Origin of the sequence: Bradyrhizobium sp. WSM1253 (assembly GCF_000244935.1) — a bacterium.
Lineage (GTDB): Bacteria > Pseudomonadota > Alphaproteobacteria > Rhizobiales > Xanthobacteraceae > Bradyrhizobium > Bradyrhizobium canariense.
This window is the reverse complement of record NZ_JH600073.1, coordinates 6229137-6252981: the sequence shown is the minus strand read 5'-3', so window position 1 is coordinate 6252981 and position 23845 is coordinate 6229137. Positions and strand designations below refer to the sequence as shown.

The 23845-nt window shown below is 64.6% G+C and carries 24 protein-coding genes and 1 riboswitch; of the genes, 19 read left to right on the top strand and 5 right to left on the bottom strand.

What is annotated here, in order from left to right:
- Nucleotides 1–106 precede the first annotated feature (106 nt).
- The 8 genes from BRA1253DRAFT_RS30535 (at nt 107) to BRA1253DRAFT_RS30500 (ending at nt 10005) form a co-directional block, all read left to right on the top strand.
- On the top strand, nt 107–1339 hold the full coding sequence (locus BRA1253DRAFT_RS30535; protein ID WP_007600796.1) for a hypothetical protein: 1233 nt from the start codon (nt 107–109) through the stop codon (nt 1337–1339).
- A gap of 30 nt (nt 1340–1369) precedes the next feature.
- The gene (locus BRA1253DRAFT_RS30530) at nt 1370–2008 is read left to right on the top strand and encodes a PQQ-binding-like beta-propeller repeat protein (RefSeq protein ID WP_007600795.1); all 639 of its coding nucleotides are present in this window, start codon (nt 1370–1372) and stop codon (nt 2006–2008) included.
- A 138-nt stretch (nt 2009–2146) separates the two neighbouring features.
- Entirely contained in the window at nt 2147–3715 is a 1569-nt protein-coding gene (locus tag BRA1253DRAFT_RS30525; protein ID WP_007600794.1) for a DUF4403 family protein, read from the top strand.
- A 132-nt stretch (nt 3716–3847) separates the two neighbouring features.
- A complete protein-coding gene (locus BRA1253DRAFT_RS30520; RefSeq protein ID WP_007600793.1) occupies nt 3848–4987 on the top strand; it encodes an ABC transporter ATP-binding protein in 1140 nt (379 codons plus the stop codon).
- Between the two features lie 87 nt (nt 4988–5074).
- Nucleotides 5075–6124, top strand: a complete 1050-nt coding sequence (locus tag BRA1253DRAFT_RS30515) for an ABC transporter substrate-binding protein (protein WP_007600792.1) — start codon at nt 5075–5077, stop codon at nt 6122–6124.
- Between the two features lie 286 nt (nt 6125–6410).
- Nucleotides 6411–7673, top strand: coding sequence for an ABC transporter permease (locus BRA1253DRAFT_RS30510; RefSeq protein WP_035995528.1), 1263 nt, complete (start codon nt 6411–6413; stop codon nt 7671–7673).
- Nucleotides 7670–8497 (top strand): ABC transporter permease, encoded by an 828-nt coding sequence (locus BRA1253DRAFT_RS30505; protein ID WP_007600787.1) that lies wholly within the window; start codon nt 7670–7672, stop codon nt 8495–8497. The genes BRA1253DRAFT_RS30510 and BRA1253DRAFT_RS30505 overlap by 4 nt, the downstream gene beginning before the upstream one ends.
- A gap of 293 nt (nt 8498–8790) precedes the next feature.
- Nucleotides 8791–10005: an ABC transporter substrate-binding protein gene (locus BRA1253DRAFT_RS30500; RefSeq protein WP_007600785.1), complete on the top strand. Its 1215-nt coding sequence runs from the start codon at nt 8791–8793 to the stop codon at nt 10003–10005.
- 170 nt (nt 10006–10175) lie between these two features.
- Here the strand turns inward: BRA1253DRAFT_RS30500 and BRA1253DRAFT_RS30495 are convergent, their stop codons facing one another.
- On the bottom strand, nt 10176–10715 hold the full coding sequence (locus BRA1253DRAFT_RS30495; RefSeq protein ID WP_007600783.1) for a PRC-barrel domain-containing protein: 540 nt from the start codon (nt 10713–10715) through the stop codon (nt 10176–10178).
- Nucleotides 10716–10942: 227 nt separating this feature from the next.
- A complete protein-coding gene (locus tag BRA1253DRAFT_RS30490; RefSeq protein ID WP_007600781.1) occupies nt 10943–11521 on the bottom strand; it encodes a hypothetical protein in 579 nt (192 codons plus the stop codon).
- Between the two features lie 180 nt (nt 11522–11701).
- Here BRA1253DRAFT_RS30490 and BRA1253DRAFT_RS30485 point away from each other — a divergent pair, with 180 nt between their 5' ends.
- Nucleotides 11702–12457 carry a response regulator gene (locus BRA1253DRAFT_RS30485; RefSeq protein WP_007600780.1) on the top strand — a complete coding sequence of 252 codons (756 nt, stop codon included), beginning with the start codon at nt 11702–11704 and terminating at the stop codon, nt 12455–12457.
- 13 nt (nt 12458–12470) lie between these two features.
- Nucleotides 12471–13796 carry an ATP-binding protein gene (locus BRA1253DRAFT_RS30480; protein ID WP_007600779.1) on the top strand — a complete coding sequence of 442 codons (1326 nt, stop codon included), beginning with the start codon at nt 12471–12473 and terminating at the stop codon, nt 13794–13796.
- 2 nt (nt 13797–13798) lie between these two features.
- On the opposite strand, the gene BRA1253DRAFT_RS30475 is transcribed toward BRA1253DRAFT_RS30480, so the two are convergent.
- Entirely contained in the window at nt 13799–14029 is a 231-nt protein-coding gene (locus BRA1253DRAFT_RS30475; RefSeq protein ID WP_007600778.1) for a hypothetical protein, read from the bottom strand.
- A 244-nt stretch (nt 14030–14273) separates the two neighbouring features.
- Between BRA1253DRAFT_RS30475 and BRA1253DRAFT_RS30470 the strand changes: the two genes are divergently transcribed.
- The 8 genes from BRA1253DRAFT_RS30470 to BRA1253DRAFT_RS30435 all read left to right on the top strand — a co-directional run bounded on the left by BRA1253DRAFT_RS30470 (nt 14274) and on the right by BRA1253DRAFT_RS30435 (nt 21511).
- Nucleotides 14274–14822 carry a lytic transglycosylase domain-containing protein gene (locus BRA1253DRAFT_RS30470; protein ID WP_007600777.1) on the top strand — a complete coding sequence of 183 codons (549 nt, stop codon included), beginning with the start codon at nt 14274–14276 and terminating at the stop codon, nt 14820–14822.
- Nucleotides 14823–14873: 51 nt separating this feature from the next.
- Nucleotides 14874–15002: riboswitch (TPP riboswitch) on the top strand.
- Entirely contained in the window at nt 14990–16015 is a 1026-nt protein-coding gene (locus tag BRA1253DRAFT_RS30465; protein ID WP_007600776.1) for an FAD-dependent oxidoreductase, read from the top strand. Its footprint overlaps the riboswitch before it by 13 nt.
- Nucleotides 16006–16203 carry a sulfur carrier protein ThiS gene (gene thiS / locus BRA1253DRAFT_RS30460; RefSeq protein ID WP_007600772.1) on the top strand — a complete coding sequence of 66 codons (198 nt, stop codon included), beginning with the start codon at nt 16006–16008 and terminating at the stop codon, nt 16201–16203. Before BRA1253DRAFT_RS30465 ends, thiS begins: the two co-directional genes overlap by 10 nt.
- Before the next feature lie 190 nt (nt 16204–16393).
- Nucleotides 16394–17176: a thiazole synthase gene (locus BRA1253DRAFT_RS30455; protein WP_007600770.1), complete on the top strand. Its 783-nt coding sequence runs from the start codon at nt 16394–16396 to the stop codon at nt 17174–17176.
- Nucleotides 17163–17771 (top strand): thiamine phosphate synthase, encoded by a 609-nt coding sequence (locus BRA1253DRAFT_RS30450; protein ID WP_007600768.1) that lies wholly within the window; start codon nt 17163–17165, stop codon nt 17769–17771. Before BRA1253DRAFT_RS30455 ends, BRA1253DRAFT_RS30450 begins: the two co-directional genes overlap by 14 nt.
- A 165-nt stretch (nt 17772–17936) precedes the next feature.
- Nucleotides 17937–19835 carry a phosphomethylpyrimidine synthase ThiC gene (gene thiC, locus BRA1253DRAFT_RS30445; protein ID WP_007600764.1) on the top strand — a complete coding sequence of 633 codons (1899 nt, stop codon included), beginning with the start codon at nt 17937–17939 and terminating at the stop codon, nt 19833–19835.
- A 235-nt stretch (nt 19836–20070) separates the two neighbouring features.
- On the top strand, nt 20071–20853 hold the full coding sequence (locus BRA1253DRAFT_RS30440; RefSeq protein ID WP_035994232.1) for a hypothetical protein: 783 nt from the start codon (nt 20071–20073) through the stop codon (nt 20851–20853).
- Between the two features lie 88 nt (nt 20854–20941).
- The gene (locus tag BRA1253DRAFT_RS30435; protein WP_007600761.1) at nt 20942–21511 is read left to right on the top strand and encodes a mismatch-specific DNA-glycosylase; all 570 of its coding nucleotides are present in this window, start codon (nt 20942–20944) and stop codon (nt 21509–21511) included.
- 121 nt (nt 21512–21632) lie between these two features.
- On the opposite strand, the gene BRA1253DRAFT_RS30430 is transcribed toward BRA1253DRAFT_RS30435, so the two are convergent.
- On the bottom strand, nt 21633–22070 hold the full coding sequence (locus BRA1253DRAFT_RS30430; RefSeq protein ID WP_007600759.1) for a VOC family protein: 438 nt from the start codon (nt 22068–22070) through the stop codon (nt 21633–21635).
- A 264-nt stretch (nt 22071–22334) separates the two neighbouring features.
- Here BRA1253DRAFT_RS30430 and BRA1253DRAFT_RS30425 point away from each other — a divergent pair, with 264 nt between their 5' ends.
- Nucleotides 22335–22997 carry a glutathione S-transferase family protein gene (locus BRA1253DRAFT_RS30425; protein WP_007600757.1) on the top strand — a complete coding sequence of 221 codons (663 nt, stop codon included), beginning with the start codon at nt 22335–22337 and terminating at the stop codon, nt 22995–22997.
- Nucleotides 22998–23001: 4 nt separating this feature from the next.
- On the opposite strand, the gene BRA1253DRAFT_RS30420 is transcribed toward BRA1253DRAFT_RS30425, so the two are convergent.
- On the bottom strand, nt 23002–23730 hold the full coding sequence (locus tag BRA1253DRAFT_RS30420) for an SDR family oxidoreductase (protein WP_007600747.1): 729 nt from the start codon (nt 23728–23730) through the stop codon (nt 23002–23004).
- Between the last annotated feature and the right edge of the window lie 115 nt (nt 23731–23845).

Here is a 23845-nt window from a genome sequence, read left to right as displayed (position 1 = left end):
GTGCAAGATGCGGAACCGCTCGCCCCTCGCCGCACATTGTCGGCCGTCAACGATCTCTCGCACCGGACGGTTGCGTGGTGGGAGTAACAAGTGTGGCGGGATTTGAATGGAGTCGCTGATCACGGCCGCGGCGCGCGCGCTCCAAGCCGGCGATCCGCTCGGCGCGCTGAACCGCGTTGCGCTGCGCAATGATGCACCTTCGCTGGCGCTGCGCGGCATCGCGATGGCGCAGCTCGGCGATCTCGCCAAGGCGAAGACGTTGCTGCGCAGCGCCGCACGCGCCTTCGGCCCGAGAGAGGCGGTCGCGCGCGCCAGGTGCGTGGTCGCGGAAGCCGAGATCGCGCTCGTCTCGCGCGACCTGAATTGGCCGGCTAAGACGCTCGCGGCGGCGCGAGCGACGCTCGCAAGCCACGGTGACCTCGCCAACGCCGCCCATGCGGGTCACATCGAGGCGCGCCGACTTCTCCTTCTCGGGCGCCTCGAAGAGGCCGAGCGCACGCTGGCCGAGATCAACACCACGCCGCTGCCCCCGGCCGCGCAGGTCGCCCGCGAGCTCGTGATTGCCGGCATCGCCATCCGGCGGCTCCGAACGAAGGACGCGCGCGCGGCGCTCGGCCGCGCGGCGAGCGCAGCACGGCAGGCCGGCATTGCAGCGCTTGCAGCCGAGGTCGAAAGCACGAGCCGCGTGCTCGACACGCCCGCAGCGCGCCTGATCACGCGCGGGCACGAACGGCCGTTACTGCTCGAGGAGGTCGAGGACCTCGCGACATCGGAGGCGCTCGTGGTGGACACGTTCCATCACGCGGTTCGCAGGCAGGGCATCCTCGTGCCGCTCGGAACGCGGCCGGTGCTGTTCGCGCTGGCCCGCATCCTGGCGCAGGCCTGGCCCGCGGACGTCTCGCGGGAAACGTTGATCACGGGCGCGTTTCAGGCAAGGCACGTCGACGAATCGCATCGCGCCCGGCTGCGCGTCGAAATCGGACGGCTCCGCACCAAGCTCGAGCCTCTCGCCGACGTCAGCGCGACGAAGCAGGGTTTTGTGCTGGCGCCGCGCAAGACACCGCGCAAGACGCGGGAGGTTCTCGTGCTGGCACGACCCGTCGAGGAGAAGCACGCCAATGTGCTCGCCTTCCTCTCCGACGGCGAGCCCTGGTCGAGCTCGGCGCTCGCGTTGGCGCTGGGAACGAGCGCGCGCACCGTGCAGCGGGCCCTCGAAGAGCTGGCGCGATCGAACAAGGTACAGTCCTTCGGACACGGACGGGCGCGGCGCTGGATGACGCCGCCCGTGCCGGGTTTCCCGACAGGCTTGTTACTCCCCGGACCGCTCCTGAAGACGTAAAGTGGGATTCACACTACAGGGACCGAGCAGATGAAACGTTCAGCCGCCGAGATCGTCAGGGAATACGGGCCCTATGCTGGCGTCGAAGCCGTGCACGGCGTCACCTATGACGGCAGCCATATGTGGTTCGCATCCGGCGACAAATTGAACGCAGTCGACCCGGCCGATGGCAAGATCACCCGCTCCATCGATGTCGCTGCGCATGCGGGAACGGCGTTCGACGGCCGCCACCTGTTCCAGATCGCCGAGGACCGCATCCAGAAGATTGACGCTGCGACCGGCAAGGTGCTCGCCACCATCCCTGCACCTGGCGGCGGCGGCGATTCCGGACTGGCCTGGGCCGAGGGCTCGCTCTGGGTCGGGCAGTATCGGGAACGCAAGATCCATCAGGTCGATCCCCAGACGGGAAAAATTCTCCGCACCATCGAAAGCAAGCGCTTCGTCACCGGCGTGACCTGGGTCGAGGGCGAGCTCTGGCACGGCACCTGGGAAGGCGAGGACAGCGACATCAGGCGGATCGACCCTGATACGGGCAAGGTGCTGGAGCAGCTCGACCTGCCCGCCGGGACGATGGTGTCAGGATTGGAGTCCGATGGCGGCGACCGCTTCTTCTGCGGTGGCGGAGATCGCGGCAATGTGAGAGCGGTGCGCCGTCCGAAGCGCAGCTAGGGTGCGCCATGACGAATGCGCGACAATTGCGCGTTCGCAGCCGTTAATATGTTTGCCCCAATTCCACCCCATCGGTGGGCTCTAGCGCCCTCCTCGCCTGCCCTGTAGACTTCTGCCCTGGGGCGGCCTGGGGGATTGATGCGACTGACGCTGAACTTGAAAACTGTCCTGATCGCCGTCGCGGTGCTCGCGGCGTCGTTTTTCATCAGCCTCAAGGCGATGGACTGGCTGTCGCCGCGGGCGACGAATTCCGCGCCGCCGGTCGCGCAATTGCCGCCGCTGCCGCCGGTCTCGAAGAGCTCGATCGTGGTGGCGCCGGTCGCCATCGCGCTGTCGGCGATCCGCGAGCAGGCCGAGAAGGCCGCTCCGCGCAATTTCGCCGGCAAGGCCGAGAACCCGATCTCGCAAATCCTGGAGAACGGCGACATCGGCTGGTCCGCCGTGCGCGGGCCGATGTCGGCTGTCGGCGACAAGGACGTGCTGACGATCTCGACGCCGCTCACGGGCAAGCTGAACGTGACGGGCTCGCTGTCGTCGAAAGCCACCGGCGCGCTCGGCGAGGCGCTCGGCAGCGTGCTCGGCGGCAATGCCGCGAAACAGATCGGCGCGGTCAACATCAAGAATCTGAACGCCAGCGCCGAGATCAAGGGCAACGTCGTCGTCACCTCGCGGCCGAAGCTCGCGGCCAACTGGCATCTCGAGCCCAATCTCGGCGCCCAGGTCAACCTTGGCGACACCAACCTCAACATCTCCGGTGCCAAGGTCAACGTGCCGGCGCAGGTAAAGCCGCTGATCGACAAGACCGTCAGCGAACAAATCAACGCCGTCTCCGAACGGATGCGCAACGATCCGACCTTGCGGGAGAACGCGAAGCTGCAATGGGCCAAGGCCTGCCGCTCGATCCCGCTGCAAGGCTCGGACTCCTCGGCCGCACTGCCGCCGCTCTGGTTGGAGATGAAGCCGATCCGCGCCATCGCCGCGCAGCCGCGCGTCGACGCGCAGGCCGTGACGTTGCTGATGGGCCTGGAAGCGGAGACGCGCGTCACCTCCACGCCGACCAAGCCCGACTGCCCGTTCCCCGACAAGATCTCGATCGTGCCGCCGACCGGCACCGGCGTGAACATCGGCGTACCCATCGACGTGCCCTTCACCGAGATCAACAAGCTGATCGCGGCGCAGATGGTCGGCCATACCTATCCCGAGGATGGCTCCGGTCCCGTGGACGTCACTGTGAAAAGCGTCAACGTGATCCCGTCGGGCGAGCGCCTCCTGATCTCGCTGCTGGTGCGCGCCAAGGAGAAGAAGAGCTGGCTTGGTCTCGGCGCCGAAGCGACCGTGCACATCTGGGGCCGGCCGATGCTCGACCAGGCGCAGCAGACGCTGCGGCTCGCCGACATCCAGCTCGCGGTGGAGTCCGAGGCGGCCTTCGGCCTGCTGGGTGCCGCGGCGCGCGCGGTGGTGCCGCAGATGCAGCAGGCGCTGGTGCAGAAAGCGACAATCGATCTGAAGCCGATTGCCGCCAATGCACGCGAGAAGATCGCAGCCGCGATCGCCGATTTCCAGAAGAGCGAGGACGGCGTCAAGGTCGAGGCGAAGATCGACAGCCTGACGCTGGCCGACATCGCCTTTGACTCCAAGACGCTGCGCGTGATCGCGGAAGCTGGCGGATCGCTGAATGTGTCTGTGACGAAACTGTCGGGAATGTAGCGCGCCTTTCCTCGACGGGTCCGTGCGCGTCGTTACTTGCGCCGCTGGCATTCTGGTCGGAGGATGCTAAGCTGTTCCTCGCACACTCGGACGAGGTGCCGACAGCACTGTGGCTGATAACGCGAGGACGACATGGAAGCCGGCATGGTCACGCCTGCGCCGGCACTGGTGCGCTTTTCCGGCATTCAGAAGACCTACGATGGCGAGCACCTCGTGGTGAAGAACCTCGATCTCGACATCAGGAAGGGCGAGTTCGTCACCCTGCTCGGTCCGTCGGGCTCGGGCAAGACGACCACCCTGATGATGCTGGCGGGTTTCGAGGTTCCGACCCATGGCGAGATCTACCTCGCGGACCGGCCGATCAAGAATGTGCCGCCGCACAAGCGCGACATCGGCATGGTGTTCCAGAACTACGCCTTGTTTCCGCACCTGACGATTGCGGAGAATATCGCCTTCCCGCTATCCGTCCGCAGCACGAACAAGGCCGAAGCGCAGGATCGTGTCAAAGCGGCATTGCGCATGATCAAGATGGAAAACCTGGCACAGCGCCGGCCCGGGCAGCTGTCCGGCGGTCAGCAGCAGCGCGTGGCGCTGGCCCGCGCCCTGGTTTTCAATCCGCAACTCGTGCTGATGGACGAACCCCTGGGCGCCCTGGACAAGCGCCTGCGGGAGCAGATGCAACTGGAGATCAAGCAACTGCACGAGACGATGGGCATCACCGTCGTCTACGTCACCCACGATCAAAGTGAAGCGCTCACCATGTCGGACCGCATCGCCGTATTCAACGACGGCATCGTGCAGCAGATCGACAAGCCCGACAGGCTGTATGAGCATCCGGTGAACAGCTTCGTCGCCCATTTCATCGGCGAGAACAATGTGCTGGCCGGCACCGTCGAGACGGTCGAGAAAGATTATTGCCGCGTTGCGCTGGCTGGCGGCGGCGCCGTGACCGCACGAGCGGTCAACGTATCAGGCGCGGGCGCATCGACCTCGCTGTCGGTGCGGCCGGAGCGGATCGCTATTATCCCGAATGGCACCTCCAGCGACGAACCGAACCGACTGCCGGCCAAGGTGCAGAACACCATCTATCTCGGCGACCACGCGCTGGCCGTGCTCGACGTCGCCGACAACAGGGAGTTTATGGTCAAGCTTCAGCCGGGGACGCATGACAGCCTGAGAGCTGGCAGCCTTACAGCTGGCAGCCTGAGACCTGGCGATGACGTGTTCATCACCTTCCGCCCGGAGGACTGCCTCGCCCTCGATCCCGTCTGATCCAACCATGCAGCAACGCTCCAACGCGGGCGGACCTACATCGACCAAGCTCAACGCAAGTCACGTGAAGAAGAAGGAACAAAGACCATGCTGAAGCGCAAGATTGTACTGGGGTTCGCCGCGGCATTCGCCGCCAGCGCGGCGCTGGCCACGGTCGCGCAGGCGCGTGACCTCACCGTCGTGTCGTGGGGCGGCGCGTATCAGGATGCCCAGAAGAAGGTCTATTTCGAGCCGTTCAAGAAAGCGACCGGTGTTGCGATGAACGACGAGTCCTGGGACGGCGGGGTCGGCGTGTTGCGCGCCAAGGTGCAGGGTGGTGCCGCCACCTGGGACGTCGTGCAGGTCGAGAGCGACGAACTGGCGGTTGGCTGCGAGGAAGGCCTGTTCGAAAAGCTCGACTATTCGAAGATCGGCGGCGAGGCCGCCTATATCCCACCGTCAGTCAACGCTTGCGGCGTCGGCGCCATCCTCTACGATTTCGTTCTCGGCTACGACAAGGACAAGCTGAAGGAGGCTCCCAAAGGCTGGACCGACTTCTTCGACACCAAAAAGATTCCGGGCAAGCGCGCCTTGCGTCAGGGCCCGAAGACCACGCTCGAGATCGCCCTCATGGCCGACGGCGTCGCGCCAAAGGACGTCTACAAGGTGCTGGCGACCGACGAAGGCGTCGAGCGCGCGTTCAAGAAGCTGGACACCATCAAGGGCGACATCGTCTGGTGGAAGGCCGGCGCCCAGCCGCCGCAATTGCTCGCCTCCGGCGAGGTGGCGATGACCTCGGTCTACAACGGCCGCATCGACACCGCGAACAAGAACGAGAAGAAGAATTTCGGCATGGTGTGGGACGGAGCCCTCTTCACCATCGACACCTGGGTGATCCTGAAAGGCAGCCCGAACAAGGACGCGGCCTACAAGTTCCTGGACTTCGTCGGCAAGGCGGAGAACCAGTCGAAACTGTCGGAGAACATTGCTTATGGCACCTCGAACAAGGACGCAGCCGCTCTGCTCGCGCCTGCCGTTCTGAAGGATTTGCCGACAGCACCTGACAACATCAAGAACGCGGTCGAAATCAACGTTGCCTTCTGGCTCGAGAACATCGACCGCCTGACCGAGCGCTTCAACAAATGGGCAGCGAAATAGCGCGCGGCCGAACCGGCGTGCGGCGCGCATTGACAGCAGTTTCGTCGCGGCCATCCTTCGAGACGCCCACCTTAGGCGAGCTCCTCAGGATGAGGACGTGCGCGGCAGCGACTTCGGAGAGCCTCATCCTGAGGAGACCGCCACCGGGTCCGCGCAAAGCGCGGCCCGATGACAGGCTCCGCGGTCGTCTCGAGGGACGAGGCGCTTGCTCAGATCGCTCCGAAAGGCCGCACGCGATTGCCACAGCCAAAATGACGAGAGATGTCCAGTCACAATGGGGCTCCCGATGACGGCAGCCTCCTCAATCGGCGCCGACGCGTTGGCCAAGGTGCCGCTCAAGCGCCGGCTGAAGCAGGCGGAGCGCGCGCGCCAGACCAAGGCGCTGGCACTCATTCTGCCGCTTCTCATCTTCCTGCTCTTCACCTTCGCTGGGCCCATCGCCGGCATGCTGTGGCGTGCCGTCGATGACCGGGAGGTGCGTCTGGTTCTGCCTCAGACCATCGCGGCTCTCGCTAGTTGGGACGGCAGGGATCTGCCGGACGAAAAGGCCTACGCGGCGCTGGCAGGCGACATCATGGCGGCGCGCGCTTCCGGCACCATTGCGATTGCGGCCAAGCGGCTCAATTACGCGCTGAACGGGTTCCGTACGATCCTGACCAGCACCGCACGCAATCTGAAGACCGTGCCCGACCCCGGCACGGCGAGGGAGACACTGGGCAAGATCAACCCGGCCTGGCGCGAACGCGCCACCTGGACCACGATCAAGGACGCCAGTGGTCCCATGACCGGCTTCTATCTTTTGTCGGCGCTCGATCTGACGCGGAACGCGGACGGCACGATCGTCGCAGCCCCGCCGGATCAGGCCATCTACCGCGACGTTTTCGTCCGCACCTTTCTCATCAGCCTCAGTGTCACGGTGCTGTGCCTGATCCTCGGCTTCCCGGTCGCTTACTTGCTGGCGGCGCTGCCGCCCGGCCGGTCGAACCTGCTGATGATCTTCGTCCTGCTGCCGTTCTGGACGTCTCTGCTGGTCCGCACCTGCGCCTGGATCGTGCTGCTGCAGAGCAAAGGCGTCGTGAACGACAGCCTGCTCTGGCTTGGCATCATCGACGCGCCGTTGCGCCTGATCTACAACCGCTTCGGCGTCTGCGTGGCCATGACCCACGTCCTGCTGCCGTTCATGATCCTGCCGCTGTACAGCAGCATGAAGGCGATCTCGCCTGCTTACATGCGTGCCGCCGCCTCGCTCGGCGCGCCGCCGCTCACCGCCTTTCTGCGGATCTACCTGCCTCAGACGCTGCCCGGCATCGGCGCGGGAAGCCTGCTCGTCTTCATCCTGGCGCTCGGCTATTACATCACCCCGGCCCTCGTCGGGGGCGCCGCCGATCAAATGATCAGCTACTTCATCGCGCTCTACACGACCGAGACGGCCAATTGGGGTCTTGCTTCGGCACTGGGTGCGGTGCTGCTGCTCGCCACTATTCTGCTCGCGCTCGTCTACGGAAAGCTGGTGCAGGGACAGCAGGTGACGGGAGGGATGAAGAATTGAGCGACAATTCCTCCATCCGCACGCCGAGCCAGCGTATCGCGTGGACCGCGACCATCGTTATCTCCACGCTGGTGTTCATCTTCCTGATCGCGCCTATCCTTGCGATCATGCCGCTGTCCTTCAGCTCGGGCTCGTACCTCACCTATCCGCTGCCGGGCCTCTCCCTGCGCTGGTACGACGACTTCATCAATTCGCCGCGCTGGATGAATTCGCTGAAGAACAGCATGATCATCGGTGTGGCCTCGACCTTGCTGTCGATGGTGCTCGGCACGCTGGCGGCGCTGGGGCTGGCGCAGTGGAAGAGCCGGTTCAAGCCGCTCGTGCTGGCCTTCGCGCTGTCGCCGGTCGTCGTGCCCGGCGTTATCACCGCGGTCGGCCTGTATTTCTTCTTCGCGCCGATCGGACTGACCGGCAGTTATCTCGGCTTGATCCTGGCCCACACCGCGCTGGCGACGCCCTTTGTGGTGATCACGGTCGGTGCGACGCTGCAAAGTTTCGACACCAATCTGGCCCGCGCCGCTGCCTCGCTCGGTGCCTCACCGCTTGACGCGTTCCGCCGCGTGATCCTGCCTCTGATCCTGCCCGGCGTGGCATCGGGAGCCCTGTTCGCCTTCGCGACCAGCTTCGACGAGGTGGTGATCGTGCTGTTCATGGCAGGTCCGGAACAGCGCACCCTGCCGCGCGAGATGTTCAGCGGCATCCGCGAGAACATCAGCCCGACCATCACGGCAGCGGCGGTGATTCTGACAACGGTCTCGGTGATCCTACTCGCCACGCTGGAAGGCTTGCGCCGACGCAACGAACGGCTGAGGGGCGGCGCGTGAGCGCGCGGTGTCTTCTCCTTCTCCCCTTGTGGGAGAAGGTGGCGCGAAGCGCCGGATGAGGGGTCTCTCTCCGCACCTTCGATTACAGTGAGACTCGCGGAGAGAACCCCTCACCCGTCTCGCCGCTAGCGCGGCGAGCCACCCTCTCCCACAAGGGGAGAGGGCAAAAACACCGCCGCGCCCTGCTTATTTCTCAACCCTCATCTCGCATCCCGGGCTTTGCTCCCGCGTCCGTTTGTCGCTAGAACGTGCCCGCAACAACGCCCAAACAACAACGCAAGGGAGAAAAACAAATGCAAAAACTCATCGTCGCGATCGCGGCCGGTCTTGCTCTCGCCGCCACGTCGGGCGCCGCGCAGGCGCAGATTTCCGACGACGTCGTCAAGATCGGCGTGCTCACGGACATGTCGAGCCTCTATGCGGACGCGACCGGCAAGGGCTCGCTCGCCGCCGTGGAGATGGCGGTCGCCGATTACGGCGCCAAGGTCGCGGGCAAGCCTGTCGCAGTGGTCTCCGCCGATCACCAGAACAAGCCCGACGTCGGCGTCAACATCGCCCGCAACTGGTACGACAACGACAAGGTCGACGCGATCTTCGACGTGCCGACGTCGTCGGTGGCGCTGCCGATCTCGGCGCTGACGCGCGAGAAGAACAAGATCCACATCAACTCGGGCGGCGGCTCATCCGATATCACGGGCGTCGCCTGCTCGCCCAACACGGTGCACTGGACCTACGACACCTATGCGCTGTCGAACGTCGCCGGCAAGGCGATGGTCAAGCGCGGCGAGGACACCTGGTTCTTCGTCACCGCCGACTACGCCTTCGGCATGGCGCTGCAACGCGACGCCGCCAACGTCGTCAAGGAGAGCGGCGGCAAGGTGCTCGGCGAAGTCCGCCATCCGCTCAACTCGTCGGACTTCTCCTCGTTCCTGCTCCAGGCCCAGGCCTCAAAGGCGAAGGTGGTCGCGTTGGCCAATGCCGGCGGCGACACCACTAACGCCCTGAAACAGGCGGCCGAATTCGGCCTGACGCAGGGCGGCCAAAAGATGATCGCGTTGCTCATGGAGATCACCGACGTTCATTCGCTCGGCATCAAGTCGACGCAAGGCCTGATCATCACCGACGCGTTCTACTGGGACACCAACGAGGAGACGCGCGCCTTCTCCAAGCGCTTCAACGAGAAGGTCGGCCACATGCCGACCATGATCCAGGCGGGGCTCTATTCGGCGACCATGCATTATTTGAAGGCGATCGACGCCATCAAGTCGGACGAGGCACCGAAGGTGATGGAGCAGATGCGCAAAACGCCGGTCAACGACTTCTTCGCCAAGAACGGCAAGATCCGCATCGACGGCCGCATGGTCCACGATATGTATCTGTTCGAGGTCAAGAAGCCCGAGGAATCCAAGGGCGAGTGGGACCTCTACAAGCTGATCGCTACCGTGCCCGGCGACGAGGCCTTCCGCCCGCTCGACAAAGGCGGCTGCCCCCTGGTGAAGGGAAATTAGGGATATTCTCCGTCATTGCGCGCGAAGCGAAGCAATCCAGAAATGCATCCGCGGTGACAGCCTGGATTGCTTCGTCGCAAGAGCTCCTCGCAACGACGGCAGACGAAAAAACGCACGACAGCGCGCCCGGCAAAAACCGGGCGCGCTTCGTTTAGCCGTTCAGAACCGCGTTACTCCGAGTATTTGAACTCGGGCATGTTCTTCAGCTCGTCCTTGCTCGCATTGAACACGGCGTGGTCCGGATACCATTTCGACGAGGACGTGGCCGTCGTCGCGGGCTTGTTGTCGGTGCCGGTCGCGGCACCCGTCGTGGTGGTCGCCGCGGGCCGGTTGGCCGCGCTGTTCGGGTTGTTCCCGGCAGCGCCGGTGTAGGCAACGGCCTCGTTGACGAATTTCAGCTTCTCATAGGGCACCGCGACCAGATGCTCGCCCAGGCCGAGGAAGCCGCCGACGCCGATCACGGCGATCTTGATGTTGCCGCTCTTGTCCATCAGCAGATCGTTGATCGAGCCGATGTTCTCGTTGGCGTCGTTATAGACCTTGATGCCGTTCATCTTGGACGTACGCCACTGTCCCGACGCGGTCGTGGTCGTCGTCGAGGCGGCGGCAGCCGGCGCCTTGTCGGTGGTGGCGGTCGGATTTTGCGCGAACGCAACGGTTGCGAGCAGTGCGGTACCGGCGAGACCGGCCGCGATCGATTTCATCAACATATTGTCCTCTCCTTCAGCAGAAAACTCGTGCGGAGAAAACAGCTCGGATCAGTCCCAGTTCCGCGCGTGCTGCAATTTCGTCGCGTGCTGCGCGAGGATTGGAGCCGCGTGCGATTGTTCCTAAGTCACTCAGGAACATTTTGCAGCGCACTGTTCCTCGCGGACGATCGTGCGCCCTGGGTGAAGCAAGACCGCAGCGAGGAACGCGCCGATCTGCGTCACGCAGATCAGCTCCTGTAGTCGATCAGAAGCGCGGCGAAGTCCGAGCCGCCTGATGAGCTGCCGTTGGCGCCGTAAGACGACGACGACGATTGCGACTGCTGCAGCGCCTGGAGAAACTGCTGAAGGATCTCGGCCGTGGTGGAGGCGGTTGACGTGCTGCTGGTCGCGTCCGTTGACGACGAATCCGACGAGCTGTCGTCCGGCGGCGGACCTGGCGGGGGGCCGCCCGCACCCCCGGGACCGCCCGCACCACCGGGACCGCCGGCGCCATTGGCGAAGGCGGATTGGAATACGTTCTTCAGCTCGTCGGCCTGGTCTGACGTCAGCGTCCCGTTCGACACCTCGTTGGAGATGAGGTCGTCGATCTTCGAGTCGATGTCATCCTTGGAGGGACGCGCGCCGCTCGACTGATCGCTCGACCGGCCCTGCTGAAGCGCCGTGTCGATGTCGGTCAGCGCCGTCGAAAGCGCCGACTGGTCCGACGACGAGACCGTGCCGGCGGACACGTCCGATTGCAATTGCTGCTGCAGCCTCTGCAACGGCGACTGGTGGTGACCGGCGGAGGCCGCCGAAATCGAGGTCATGATGGCTCTGTGAGTTCTGCAGGGTTTCGTGGCCGACCAAGCCACGGTATGGTTAGCGCGCTTAACGAGACCTTGCCGCTTCCCTGCCCGGTGATGTCCTGCTGTTGCGGCATGGGCCATGGAAACAATCTGAAACAAATCTCTTCGCCATTTGGCCCGAACCTTGGACAAACAAAGCGCATGGCCCTTCCCAATCCCAACATCCTTGTCGTCGAAGACGACCGTGAAACCCGGACGTTGATTGCGAAATACCTCCGCAACAACGCCTGCAACGTCACCGCCGTGAGCGACGGCCGCGAGATGTCGCGCGCGATGGCCGATCATCGCGTCGACCTCATCATCCTCGACGTCATGCTGCCCGGCGAGGACGGCCTCAGCCTGTGCCGCAAGCTGCGCGCGGAAGGACAGACGCCGATCATCATGCTGACCGCACGCGGCGAGGACGTCGACCGCATCGTCGGCCTCGAAATGGGCGCGGACGACTATCTGCCGAAACCGTTCAACCCGCGCGAGCTGCTCGCCCGCATCAACGCGGTGCTGCGCCGCCAGGCGGCCGCGCAGGCGGCGAGCTCGATCGAGGGCGCCAGCACGCTCGCCTTCGAAAGCTGGCGCATCGATTTGCGCCTGCGCGAGCTGCGCAATCCCGACGGCGCGCGCGTCGCGGTGACCAGCGCCGAGTTCGACCTGCTGCGGACGTTCTGCGAGCGTCCCGGCCGCGTGCTCTCGCGCGACAGCCTGCTCGACCTCACGCAGGGGCGCAGCACAGGCTCGTTCGAGCGCTCGATCGACGTGCTGGTCAGCCGCATCCGCCGCAAGATCGAGCCCAATCCGGCCGATCCGACCATGATCAAGACGGTGCGCTCCGGCGGCTATCTGTTCACGCCAAGAACTGAAGCGGTCAGGACTGAAGCGGTCGCGGCGTCCCTGAGCAGCTGAGGGAACGCCGACGATGAAGCCGTTCGGGTTCTTCCACCTCAGGGGTATCGGCGGGCAGATCGCCGCGCTGGTGCTGGCTTCCACCGTCGCGCTGCATCTCGTCGTCACCGCCGCCTTCCTGATCGGCCGGCCGGACCGCCCGGACACGGCGCCGGACGGCGCGCCTCAATTGGCGGACGCCGCGGTGCTGCTCGGCTCGGCTGAGCAGGCCGAGCGGCCGCGCCTCATCGCAGATCTCGCGCGCGCCTTCCCGAAGCTCAACATCGAGACGTTCGCGCCCGGCACCGCGAACGTCGTCGACGACAGCGAAAGCCAACATTTGCACGGGATCCGCCGCCATCTCGGCCGCGGCTACAAGGTGGTGCAGCTCGCCCCCCAAGCCGGCGAGCACCGCATCGGCGTACAGCTGCCCGACGGCACTGTGATCGCCGGCCAGGTCCGTGGCGGCCCGCGGCCGTGGTTCTGGGGCGCACCGTGGCTGATGGCGCTGATGACCACCTTCATCTGCGTCACCGTGCTCGGCCTGTGGGCGGCGCGCGCGCTGGCGGCGCCGCTGTCGTCCTTTGCCAGGGCTGCCGAGAATTTCAGCCTGGACGGCGGGGCGGATCCACTTCCCGAGCGCGGCCCGGAAGAGATCCGCTCGGTCGCGCGCGCGCTCAACCGCATGCACGAGCGGATCGCGCGACTGATGTCGGACCGCACGCGGATGCTTGCCGCGATCAGCCACGATCTGCGCACACCGATCACGCGGCTGCGCCTGCGCGCCGAGTTCGTCGAGGACGAAGGCAACCGCAAGCGCATGCTGATCGATCTCGACCAGATGCGATCGATGCTGGAATCCGTTTTGTCGCTATTGCGCAACGACCGCCAGATCGAGGCGGTGACGCTGGTCGACATCGCGAGCACGCTGCAGCTCATCGCCGACCAGTTCGGCGACATGGGTCATGTCGTGCACTATGCCGGCCCGCAATCCGCGACCGCCGCCGCGCGTCCCGACGATCTGCATCGCGGCGTCACCAACCTCGTCGAGAACGCAGTGCGCTTCGGCGCCGAGGTGACGATCCGGCTCGACATCTCGAACGCCAAACTCGTCATCGACGTCGAGGACGACGGTCCCGGCATTTCGGATGCGCGCAAGCAAGAGATGCTGGAGCCGTTCGTGCGCGGCGACGACGCCCGCACCATGGACGAGTCCACCGGCTTCGGCCTCGGTCTGTCGATCGCACGCGCGATCGCCCTCGCCCATGGCGGCGAGCTGTCGCTGCACGACCGCGAGCCGCATGGGCTGATCGTGCGGATGCAATTGCCGGTATGGCAACAGCCGCGGCTTGCGGCCTAACTTCAGGCCGCGAGCGGCGGGTGCTCGAGGGCAGCCTCGTCGAAGATCGCAATCGCCTCGAAGCGATAATTGCAGGCCTGACAAGTCCAGAGATAGGAGACGCGCCCCTCGCCCGGCTCGACCCAGTCGGGCGTCGGGATCAGCGTGCCGCATTGGGCACAGGGATTGTTTCTGGGCAAATCGTGTTCTGACATGTCGCCGCTGTGGGCTTTGACCATGGTTGATTTTGTCATGGCACCTCTCCCGATTCGCTGGCCGTGACATACTCGCTTTCGTGCGCCCATGCGAATAGACAGGCCTGCTGTCGCGAGTTGTCCGCCTGAGGAAACTCTGACGCCAGCATTGAGTCGTCACAGCGGCTCGGCACCGCGAAAAAATTAACGGCGGCGTTTGGTCACATCATTGCCGCGTTCGGGAGGCCTAAACGGCAGCCGGGCGCAGGCCTTCAATCAGTCTCAGGGACCTCCGGGATATCTGATGAAAATTTTACGTATCGCCGCGCTGCTCGCGGCCGGACTGACGTTGCCACAGGCCGCATTCGCGGGCCAAGCGGAGTACGCCGAGATGGTCGCGGCCCACGCGCGCGCCAACGGCGTGCCGGAGGCGCTGGTGCATCGGGTCATCATGCGCGAAAGCCGCTATCAGCCCGGCCTGGTCGGCCATGGCGGCACCATCGGGCTGATGCAGATCAAGCTCGCGACCGCCCGCGGGGTCGGCTACACCGGCGACGCCGCCGGCCTGCGCGATCCCAACACCAACCTCACCTATGCCGTGAAATATCTCGCCGGCGCCTATCACGCGGCAAATGGCGACCACGCCCGGGCCGTTCGTTATTTCGCCGGCGGCTATTACTACGCCGCAAAGCGGCAGCGGCAGGAGGCCGTGCAAGTCGCCAATACGAACGAGGCCAATATGAGCGCCCCTTGGCTCGAGCCGAACGGCAATCCGCAGCCGATATTCGGCGCCGCGCCGCACCGGAAGCTCGCCCAGCGCGTTCGCAACGCTCGGGCACAGACGCCCAGGTAAGTGCGGTTCCCGCCAAACGCGTTGACACAGCCTGTCACTGGCATACATTAGAGCCGTTCCGAGGGGTGCTCCGAGGAGGAGCTGAGATACCGCTAAATGGGCAAATCCGCCCAGGACCGCGGTGACCCTTTGAACCTGATCCGGGTCATGCCGGCGAAGGGACAGGGATGTTGCAGACGACCAAGCGACCGGATTCCCCGGTATCCATCATCGGCGCAGGCATTGCTGGCGCCTGGCAGGCCTTGCTGTTCGCGCAGGCCGGCCACGCCGTCATCCTGCACGAGCGCGGTGACGCCGACATGACCGATGCCACCAGCCATTGGGCCGGCGGCATGCTCGCGCCTTATTGCGAGGCGGAGGTTTCCGAACCCATCATCTCCAGGCTCGGCCTGCGCTCGCTCGACATCTGGCGGCGCGAGCTGCCCGACACGCCCTTCAACGGCTCGCTGGTCGTCGCCCACCCGCGCGAGCGCAACGATTTCGAGCGTTTTGCCCGCATGACCGAGGGCCATTGCCGGCTCGATGCCGCCGGCCTTGCCGAGCTCGAGCCGTCGCTCGAAGGCCGCTTCCGCGACGCGCTGTTCTTCCCGACCGAGGGCCACGTCGAGCCGCGCCGCGTGCTGCCTAAACTGCACGAGCGCATCCGCGCCGCCGGCGGCACCATCAAGTTCGAAAGCGACGTCGCCGCGGCCGAACTCGCAAAACTTGATCCTAAAGGCATCGTGATCGACTGCCGCGGCCTTGCTGCGCGCGACGAGCAGCCTGGCTTGCGCGGCGTCAAGGGCGAGATGATCCTGATCGAAACCGCCGAGGTGCAGCTCGCGCGCCCGGTGCGGCTGATTCATCCGCGCTGGCCGCTCTATGTGATCCCGCGCGAGGACAATCTGTTCATGCTGGGCGCGACCTCGATCGAGGCCGAGGACACCGGCGTCAGCGTGCGTTCCGCGCTGGAGCTGTTGGGCGCGGCCTATGCCGTGCACCCCGCCTTCGGCGAGGCCCGCATCGTCGAATTCGGCTCCGGCCTGCGCCCTGCTTTCCCCGACAATCTGCCGCGCATCGGCATCCGCGGCAACACGATCAGCGTGAACGGCCTCTACCGCCACGGCTTCCTGATCGCGCCTGTTCTGGCCGAGCTGACGCTTAGCTTTGTCGAGCGCGGCCAGATCGACAATGAGGTGATGCAATGCGCGTGATCGTTAACGGCGAGCAACGCGAGATCAATTCGGCCAGCGTGGACGCGCTGCTCAGCGAGCTCGACTACGAGGGCACCCATTTCGCGATCGCGCTCAACTACGACGTCGTGCCGAAGAGCCGCTGGGCCGAAACCGCGCTGAAGGCCGGCGACGAGATCGAGATCATCACACCGCGGCAGGGAGGGTGAGGATGGCTCTCCATTTATCGCCTAGGCGCGCGCCACACATTCCGCTGTCATCGCCCGGCTCGACCGGGCGATCCAGTACGCCGCGGCGTCTCGGTTCTAGCCGCACCGCCTCTGGAATACTGGATCCCCGCCCCCCGTGCGCAATTTGCGCACTAGGCGGGGATGACAGTGTCATTTGGAGAGACACCACATGGTGACCTTCTACGGCAAAACCTTCCCCTCCCGCCTGCTGATCGGCAGCGCGCTTTATCCCTCGCCTGCGATCATGCAGTCGGCGATCCGCGCCTCGGGCTCGAACATTGTCACGGTGTCGCTGCGGCGCGAATCCGCCGGCGGCAAGACTGGCGATGCGTTCTGGAATCTGATCCGCGAGCTCGACGTCACCGTGCTGCCGAACACCGCCGGCTGCCGCAGCGTGCGCGAGGCGGTGACGACGGCCAAGCTCGCACGCGAATTGTTTGGCACGAGCTGGATCAAGCTCGAAGTCATCGCCGACAACGACACGCTGCAGCCCGACGTGGTCGGACTCGTGGAAGCAGCAAGCCTCCTGATCAAGGACGGCTTTGAGGTGTTCCCCTATTGCACCGAGGATCTCTCGGTCGCCAACCGCCTGGTCGACGCCGGCTGCAAGGTGGTGATGCCGTGGGCCGCGCCCATCGGCAGCGCGAAAGGCATCACCAACCGCGACGCGCTCAAGCTGATGCGCGAGCGGCTGCCCGATATTACGCTGGTGGTCGACGCCGGCATCGGCGCGCCCTCGCATGCGTCCGAGGCGCTCGAACTCGGCTACGACGCCGTGCTGCTCAACACCGCCATCGCCAAAGCCGCCGATCCCGTCGCGATGGCCAACGCCTTCCGCCTCGGCATCGAGGCCGGCCGCACCGCTTACGAAGCCGGGCTGATGAACGCCCGCGATTTCGCCTCTCCTTCCACCCCTGTCGTTGGGACACCTTTTTGGCATGCCGTATCCTGATCGTTTCTATCCCGTCGTCGACAGCCTCGCCTGGGTCGAGCGCCTGACCAGGCTCGGTGTCGGCACCATCCAGCTGCGCGCAAAAGACCTCGACGATTCGCAATCGCTGCAGATGGTCACCGATGCGCTGGCGATCACCGCGGGCACGCAAGCCAAGTTGGTCGTGAACGACTATTGGCGCGCGGCGATCGTCGCCGGCGCGAAATATCTTCATCTCGGCCAGGAGGACCTTGCGGACGCCGACCTCGCTGCGATCCGCGAGGCCGGCCTGTCGCTCGGCGTCTCCACCCATGACGATGCCGAGCTTGACACCGCGCTCGCCGCCGAGCCCGATTATGTCGCGCTGGGCCCGATCTTCTTCACCACGCTCAAATCGATGCGCTTCGAACCGCAGGGCATTCCGAAGATCACGGAATGGAAGAAGCGCATCGGCAATATCCCGCTGGTCGCGATCGGCGGCATCAAGTTCGAGCACGCCGCGGAGATCTTTGCCGCCGGCGCGGATTCCATCGCCGTCGTCAGCGACGTCACCCAGAATGCCGACCCGGATGCGCGGGTGCGGCAATGGCTCGGCCTGTCCGCGGAGGCGGCGTGATGCGCACTCTCTCCACCCGTCATTGCGAGGAGCACTTGCGACGAAGCAATCCAGACTGCCTCTGCAGAGAGATTCTGGATTGCTTCGCTGCGCTCGCAATGACGGAGCAAGAATTCACCGCCGTCGCTCAAACGCACGCACAACAGAATTAAACCGGAGGATCCCATGAACATCCGCTCCAACCCCGACAAGACCGTTCCCGCCGTCACCACCGGCCCGCTGCCCTCGTCGCGAAAAATCTTCGCCTCGCCCGATGCCGCGCCTGAGCTGCGCGTGCCCCTGCGCGAGATCATCCTGTCCGAGGGTGCCGGCGAGCCGAACCTGCCGGTGTACGACACCTCCGGTCCCTACACCGACCCGTCCGTGACCATCGACGTCAACGCCGGTCTCGCGCGCGGCCGCAAGGGCTGGGTGCTCGAGCGCGGCGGCGTCGAGGAATATCAGGGACGGCAGATCAAGCCGGAGGACAATGGCAGCGTCTCCACCGACAAGGCCGCGCGCGCGTTCTCGGCCTATCACCAGCCGCTGCGCGGCCTCGACGGCCACAAGATCACCCAGCTCGAATTCGCCCGTGCCGGCATCATCACCAAGGAGATGATCTACGTCGCGGCACGCGAAAACCTCGGCCGCAAAGAGCAGCTCGAGCGTGCGGAAGCAGCCCTTGCCGACGGCGAAAGCTTTGGCGCCGAAGTGCCCGCCTTCATCACCCCGGAGTTCGTCCGCAGCGAGATCGCGCGCGGCCGCGCCATCATTCCCTGCAACATCAACCACTCAGAGTTGGAGCCGATGATCATCGGCCGCAACTTCCTCACGAAAATCAACGCCAATATCGGCAACTCGGCGGTGACGTCATCGGTCGAGGAAGAGGTCGAGAAGATGGTGTGGGCGATCCGCTGGGGCGCCGACACCGTGATGGACCTCTCGACGGGCCGCAACATCCACACCACGCGCGAATGGATTTTGCGCAACGCGCCGGTGCCGATCGGCACCGTTCCGATTTATCAGGCGCTGGAGAAGTGCGACGGCGATCCGGTCAAGCTGACCTGGGAGCTCTACAAGGACACGCTGATCGAGCAGTGCGAGCAGGGCGTCGACTATTTCACCATCCACGCCGGCGTGCGCCTGCAATACATCCACCTCACCGCCAACCGCGTCACCGGCATTGTTTCTCGTGGTGGTTCCATTATGGCGAAATGGTGCCTGGCGCATCACAAGGAGAGCTTCCTCTACACCCATTTCGACGAGATCTGCGACCTCATGCGCAAGTATGACGTCTCGTTCTCGCTCGGCGACGGCCTGCGTCCGGGCTCGATCGCCGACGCCAACGACCGCGCCCAGTTCGCGGAGCTGGAGACGCTCGGCGAGCTGACCAAGATCGCATGGGACAAGGGCTGCCAGGTCATGATCGAAGGCCCCGGCCACGTGCCGATGCACAAGATCAAGATCAACATGGACAAGCAGCTCAAGGAGTGCGGCGAAGCGCCGTTCTACACCCTCGGGCCTCTGACCACCGACATCGCGCCGGGCTACGACCACATCACCTCCGGCATTGGTGCGGCCATGATCGGCTGGTTCGGCTGCGCCATGCTCTGCTACGTCACGCCGAAGGAGCATCTCGGCCTACCCGATCGCAACGACGTCAAGGTCGGCGTCATCACCTACAAGATCGCCGCGCACGCCAGCGATCTCGCCAAGGGTCACCCGGCCGCCCAGCTGCGCGACGACGCGCTGTCCCGCGCCCGCTTCGACTTCCGCTGGAGCGACCAGTTCAACCTCGGCCTCGACCCCGACACCGCCAAGAACTTCCATGACGAGACCCTGCCGAAGGAAGCCCACAAGGTCGCGCATTTCTGCTCGATGTGCGGGCCGAAGTTCTGTTCGATGAAGATCACCCAGGACGTGCGGGACTACGCGGCGACGCTGAACGATCCGAACGGCGTCGGCATGTCGATGAGCGGGACCGCCGAGGACGGCATGGCCAAGATGAGCGCGAAGTTCAAGGAGATGGGCGAGAACTTGTATCTGGATGCGGAGAAGGTGAAGGAGAGTAATCGGGTGTTGTGAGGATGATCGAACTGAACTTGCGTTGAAGGCCGGGCGAAAGCCCGGCCTTTTTGTTAAGACAATCGGCCATAGTTCGAAGAGCGAGGGCAGTATCATCAATCGCTTTCTTCTCCAACATGGAGGTTACACTTCGCTAACCTACCTTGTGAAGTCTCCACCTCCGTTGGTTGCGAGTTCGCTTCATATCGCTGTAAGATAGACAGCAGGCCCCTGTGGCGCGAGCGGTATCGCACCTTTGAAGTACAGATTACATGATCTGATATTCTTCTTCCTACTCGCCGAGATTTCAGGTGCGCCGGCGCAGGAGCAGCCACGCGTGGCCGGCGGGCCGATCGCGCCTGCAGAGGTCGTGCTTTACATCCAATCAGACTTGAAGCGCACCGAGTTCGTTCATCCGCTGGTTTGCGCGCTTCAGCGCGTGCTCACCGCGCCCGTCACCGTGCGGGCTCTCGACCTTCCACTCGGACCCGAATTGCGTGCAACGCCCACGCAGTTCGAGGTCACCAGGGTGGCAGACCGCTTCATCCAGCGAACAGAAAACGAAGGAAATTCGCCTTCGTTCAAGTATCTTCTTATTCCGGTCGATATGAAGGTCGAGGCTTGGAATTGGCGCTATGCATTTTCTACGAGCTTTGGCGACCCAACGACGTCCTACCACGCCGGCGTCGTCTCTACCGCGCGGATCGTTGCCGGCAATTGGTGGCTGCAATCCCCTTGGGACCACCAGATAACGGCGACGCGCGCTTACAAGTTGATACTCAAATCAATCGCACAGACCGCAGGACATCGCGGTACCGGCGCCTGCATTCTCGCAACTTCACTCAGCCTTGAGGAGTTGGATCGAAAATCTTCCGAATTTTGCCCGGATGATCGCGCCGCACTTGTTGCTGCCGGCATTCTCAAGGAGAAAGAAGAGCAGAATGGCCCCGGCTGCATGACCGTTGCAGGGCGATTGCTTATGCCGATGCTCGTGACAGCACGCAGGATGCTGGACGATTGGTGGGCTACGCTGCACTAACCTACCCTGCGCAGCGAGCAAGCGTAGCCCAGATGGAGCGCGAGCGAAGCCCAGCTCCCGCATTCCGCTTCGCTTCATGCGGACTACAATGCTGACGATCCTCCCGAGGCCTGATTTGCCCGACCCCGCCCTCCACCGCCTCCCCGACCAACTCCGCCCCAACCTCCGTCTCGTCTTCGTGGGCACCGCTGCCTCGACGCGTTCGGCCGAGCTGGGGCACTACTACGCCCATCCCGGCAATCGCTTCTGGCGCGCGATCGATGAGGCAGGGATCACGCCGCGGCGCTATCAGCCGGGCGAGTTCGCAAGCCTGCTCGAGCTCGGGATCGGCTTCACTGATCTGTCGAAGTCGGGCGCCGGAATGGATCACCAGATCGCGGCTGAGACAATCGACGTGCCGGGGTTCAGGGCCAAGATCGAAAAGTTTCGCCCGAGGACGATTGCATTCACGAGCAAGAAGGCGGCGAGCTTGTTTTATGGCAGGCCGTCGAGCGGGATTGCGCTGGGGCGGCAGCCGCGGGATGAGAGCTTGCCCGAGGTGTTCGTGCTGCCGTCGCCGTCGGGTGCGGCGTCCGGGCATTGGACGCTGGAGCCGTGGCGCGAGCTTGCGGCGTGGGTCGCTGCACTGGACACTCAACACCCACAGACCTCATCCTGAGGAGACCGCGTAGCGGGCGTCTCGAAGGATAGCCGCGGCGGGATGTGGGCCTGCATGGTTCGAGACGGCGCTACGCGCCTCCTCACCATGAGGAGTTGGCACCGTCACCACGGCCCGCCCCTCACCCCGCATACGCCCTGTCCAGGTCCGCAATCACGATCTTTCTCATCTGCATCATCGCCTGCACGACGCGGTTCGCCTTGCTGCGGTCGGGGTCGCCGAGATAGCGGCCGAGCGCTGATGGGATCACCTGCCAGGACAGCCCGAACTTGTCCTTGAGCCAGCCACAGCGGGATTCCTCGCCGCCGTCGGCGGTGAGCCTGTCCCAGAAATAATCGACTTCCGCCTGCGTTTCCACGCTGATGAAGAACGACACCGCCTCGTTGAACTTGTATTGCGGCCCCCCGTTGAGCGCGTTGAAGCGCTGGCCTTCGAGCTCGAACACCGCCATGAAGTCGCTGACGGTCTCAACCTTGGCATTGGGAAACACCGATTTGTAGAAGGCGACGGCCTCCGGCACGTTGTTGTCGAACCAGAGAAACGGCGTGATGGAGGTCATGAATGGAAATCCTTTTGTCTCGCGCGGACGCGCGGCGGCGCGCCGATGTTCCAAGGACGAGGCAGGAGGCAACGATCCGACAGTGGCGGCGGGTTTTTCTTGTAGCCCGGATGAGCGACAGCGACATCCGGGGCCGGCAGCTGCCCCGCATATCGCTATCGCTCATGCGGGCTACGGGGTCCACGAAAACCCATTAACCTGTCGGAATCCACTCATTCCATTCGTCCTCCGAACGCAAAACGCGATCAACCCCGGAGACCTCCGATGCCTCCCACCATCACCGCCTTCGCAAACTCGCCCGACCGCGGCCGCGGACAGGCCCGCGACATGCGGGTGCGCTGGGCGCTCGAAGAGGTGGGGCAGCCTTACGAGGTCCATCTGGTTTCGTTCGCGGACATGAAGGGGCCCGCGCATCTCGCGCTACATCCATTCGGGCAGATCCCGACCTACGAGGACGGCGACCTCGCCTTGTTCGAGACCGGCGCGATCGTGCTCCATATCGCGGAGCGCCATGCCGGGCTGCTGCCGACGGAGCCGCAGGCCCGGGCCCGCGCGATCGCGTGGATGTTTGCCGCGCTCAGCACACTGGAGCCGCCGATCGTCGAGCTCGGGATGGCCATGCTGTTCGAGCGCGACCAGAGCTGGTACGCGGAGCGGCTGCCCACGCTGCAGGATCGCGTCCGTGTCCGGCTCGGCGAATTGTCCCGCCGCCTCGGCGATGCCGACTGGCTCGACGGTGCGTTCAGCGCCGGCGATCTCATGATGGTGACGGTGCTGCGCCGGTTGAACGCGTCAGGCCTGCTGGACGAATATCCAGAAATCGCCGCCTATGTCGCCCGCGGCGAAGCGCGGCCGGCCTTCAGGCGCGCTTTCGATGCGCAATTGGCGATATTCACCGCTGCATCGAAGGGTTCGCAGGACCGTTAGCGCCCTAAAGATCGAAATTGGTCGGCAGCATGACCACGTCACGAATTGTCATGCCGCGTGGCCGCGTCAGCATGAACATCACGACCTCGGCCACGTCGCCGGCCTCCAGCAGGCTTCCCGAGTCCCTGGCTTCCTTCAGCTTCTCGGGTGGCCAGTCCGCAAGCAGGGCGCTGACGACCGGGCCGGGCGAGATCGAGCCCACGCGGATACCGTGCTTGAAGACCTGGCGCCGCACTGTCTGGACGAAGCAGTTGACCGCCCATTTGGACGACGCGTAGACCGGCTCCCATGGCGTCGGAAAATGCGCCGCCAGCGAGCTCGTGACGATGATGTCGCCGGTCCCGCGCGCGATCATGTGCGGCAGCACGTCGTGCACGTTCTTCATCACGACGTTGACATTCAGGTTCAGCATCCGGTCGATCGCCATGGTGTCAGCATCGACCAGATCGCCACCGACATACGTGCCGGCATTCGCATGCAGGATGTCGAGCTGGCCGGCCTGCTCCAGAACGCGCGGCAGCAGCGTTGCGCAGTCTTTTGGGTCCAGCAGGTCGACGAGCAGCGGGATCACGGCGTCGCCGTGCTTGTCGCAGAGCGACTTCAGCGCGGCCTCGTCGCGGTCGACCATCACCACGCGCGCGCCCGCGGCCAGCATCGCCTCGGTGCTGGCCAATCCGATGCCCGACGCGGCCCCGGTCACGGCCGCAACCTTGCCTTCCAACTCTCTCGCCATAGGGTCACCATCGCTGACGTCACGGGGATGCGGAGTATAACAATCCCGGATGGCGTTGTCGGGGCAAACCAGCAACGATGCAATCGTCCTCCGATCGAAGGAGGCGGCGCACAAA

Coding starts and splice junctions, on each gene's coding strand:
- BRA1253DRAFT_RS30420 (WP_007600747.1), bottom strand. CDS start 23,730: ATGGCGAGAGAGTTGGAAGGCAAGGTTGCGGCCGTGACCGGGGCCGCG.
- BRA1253DRAFT_RS30450 (WP_007600768.1), top strand. CDS start 17,163: ATGCCGTATCCTGATCGTTTCTATCCCGTCGTCGACAGCCTCGCCTGG.
- BRA1253DRAFT_RS30490 (WP_007600781.1), bottom strand. CDS start 11,521: ATGACCTCGATTTCGGCGGCCTCCGCCGGTCACCACCAGTCGCCGTTG.
- BRA1253DRAFT_RS30530 (WP_007600795.1), top strand. CDS start 1,370: ATGAAACGTTCAGCCGCCGAGATCGTCAGGGAATACGGGCCCTATGCT.
- BRA1253DRAFT_RS30480 (WP_007600779.1), top strand. CDS start 12,471: ATGAAGCCGTTCGGGTTCTTCCACCTCAGGGGTATCGGCGGGCAGATC.
- thiS (WP_007600772.1), top strand. CDS start 16,006: ATGCGCGTGATCGTTAACGGCGAGCAACGCGAGATCAATTCGGCCAGC.
- BRA1253DRAFT_RS30470 (WP_007600777.1), top strand. CDS start 14,274: ATGAAAATTTTACGTATCGCCGCGCTGCTCGCGGCCGGACTGACGTTG.
- BRA1253DRAFT_RS30475 (WP_007600778.1), bottom strand. CDS start 14,029: ATGACAAAATCAACCATGGTCAAAGCCCACAGCGGCGACATGTCAGAA.
- BRA1253DRAFT_RS30495 (WP_007600783.1), bottom strand. CDS start 10,715: ATGTTGATGAAATCGATCGCGGCCGGTCTCGCCGGTACCGCACTGCTC.
- BRA1253DRAFT_RS30500 (WP_007600785.1), top strand. CDS start 8,791: ATGCAAAAACTCATCGTCGCGATCGCGGCCGGTCTTGCTCTCGCCGCC.
- BRA1253DRAFT_RS30520 (WP_007600793.1), top strand. CDS start 3,848: ATGGAAGCCGGCATGGTCACGCCTGCGCCGGCACTGGTGCGCTTTTCC.
- BRA1253DRAFT_RS30515 (WP_007600792.1), top strand. CDS start 5,075: ATGCTGAAGCGCAAGATTGTACTGGGGTTCGCCGCGGCATTCGCCGCC.
- thiC (WP_007600764.1), top strand. CDS start 17,937: ATGAACATCCGCTCCAACCCCGACAAGACCGTTCCCGCCGTCACCACC.
- BRA1253DRAFT_RS30510 (WP_035995528.1), top strand. CDS start 6,411: ATGACGGCAGCCTCCTCAATCGGCGCCGACGCGTTGGCCAAGGTGCCG.
- BRA1253DRAFT_RS30525 (WP_007600794.1), top strand. CDS start 2,147: ATGCGACTGACGCTGAACTTGAAAACTGTCCTGATCGCCGTCGCGGTG.
- BRA1253DRAFT_RS30455 (WP_007600770.1), top strand. CDS start 16,394: ATGGTGACCTTCTACGGCAAAACCTTCCCCTCCCGCCTGCTGATCGGC.
- BRA1253DRAFT_RS30465 (WP_007600776.1), top strand. CDS start 14,990: ATGTTGCAGACGACCAAGCGACCGGATTCCCCGGTATCCATCATCGGC.
- BRA1253DRAFT_RS30535 (WP_007600796.1), top strand. CDS start 107: ATGGAGTCGCTGATCACGGCCGCGGCGCGCGCGCTCCAAGCCGGCGAT.
- BRA1253DRAFT_RS30430 (WP_007600759.1), bottom strand. CDS start 22,070: ATGACCTCCATCACGCCGTTTCTCTGGTTCGACAACAACGTGCCGGAG.
- BRA1253DRAFT_RS30485 (WP_007600780.1), top strand. CDS start 11,702: ATGGCCCTTCCCAATCCCAACATCCTTGTCGTCGAAGACGACCGTGAA.
- BRA1253DRAFT_RS30435 (WP_007600761.1), top strand. CDS start 20,942: ATGCTGACGATCCTCCCGAGGCCTGATTTGCCCGACCCCGCCCTCCAC.
- BRA1253DRAFT_RS30425 (WP_007600757.1), top strand. CDS start 22,335: ATGCCTCCCACCATCACCGCCTTCGCAAACTCGCCCGACCGCGGCCGC.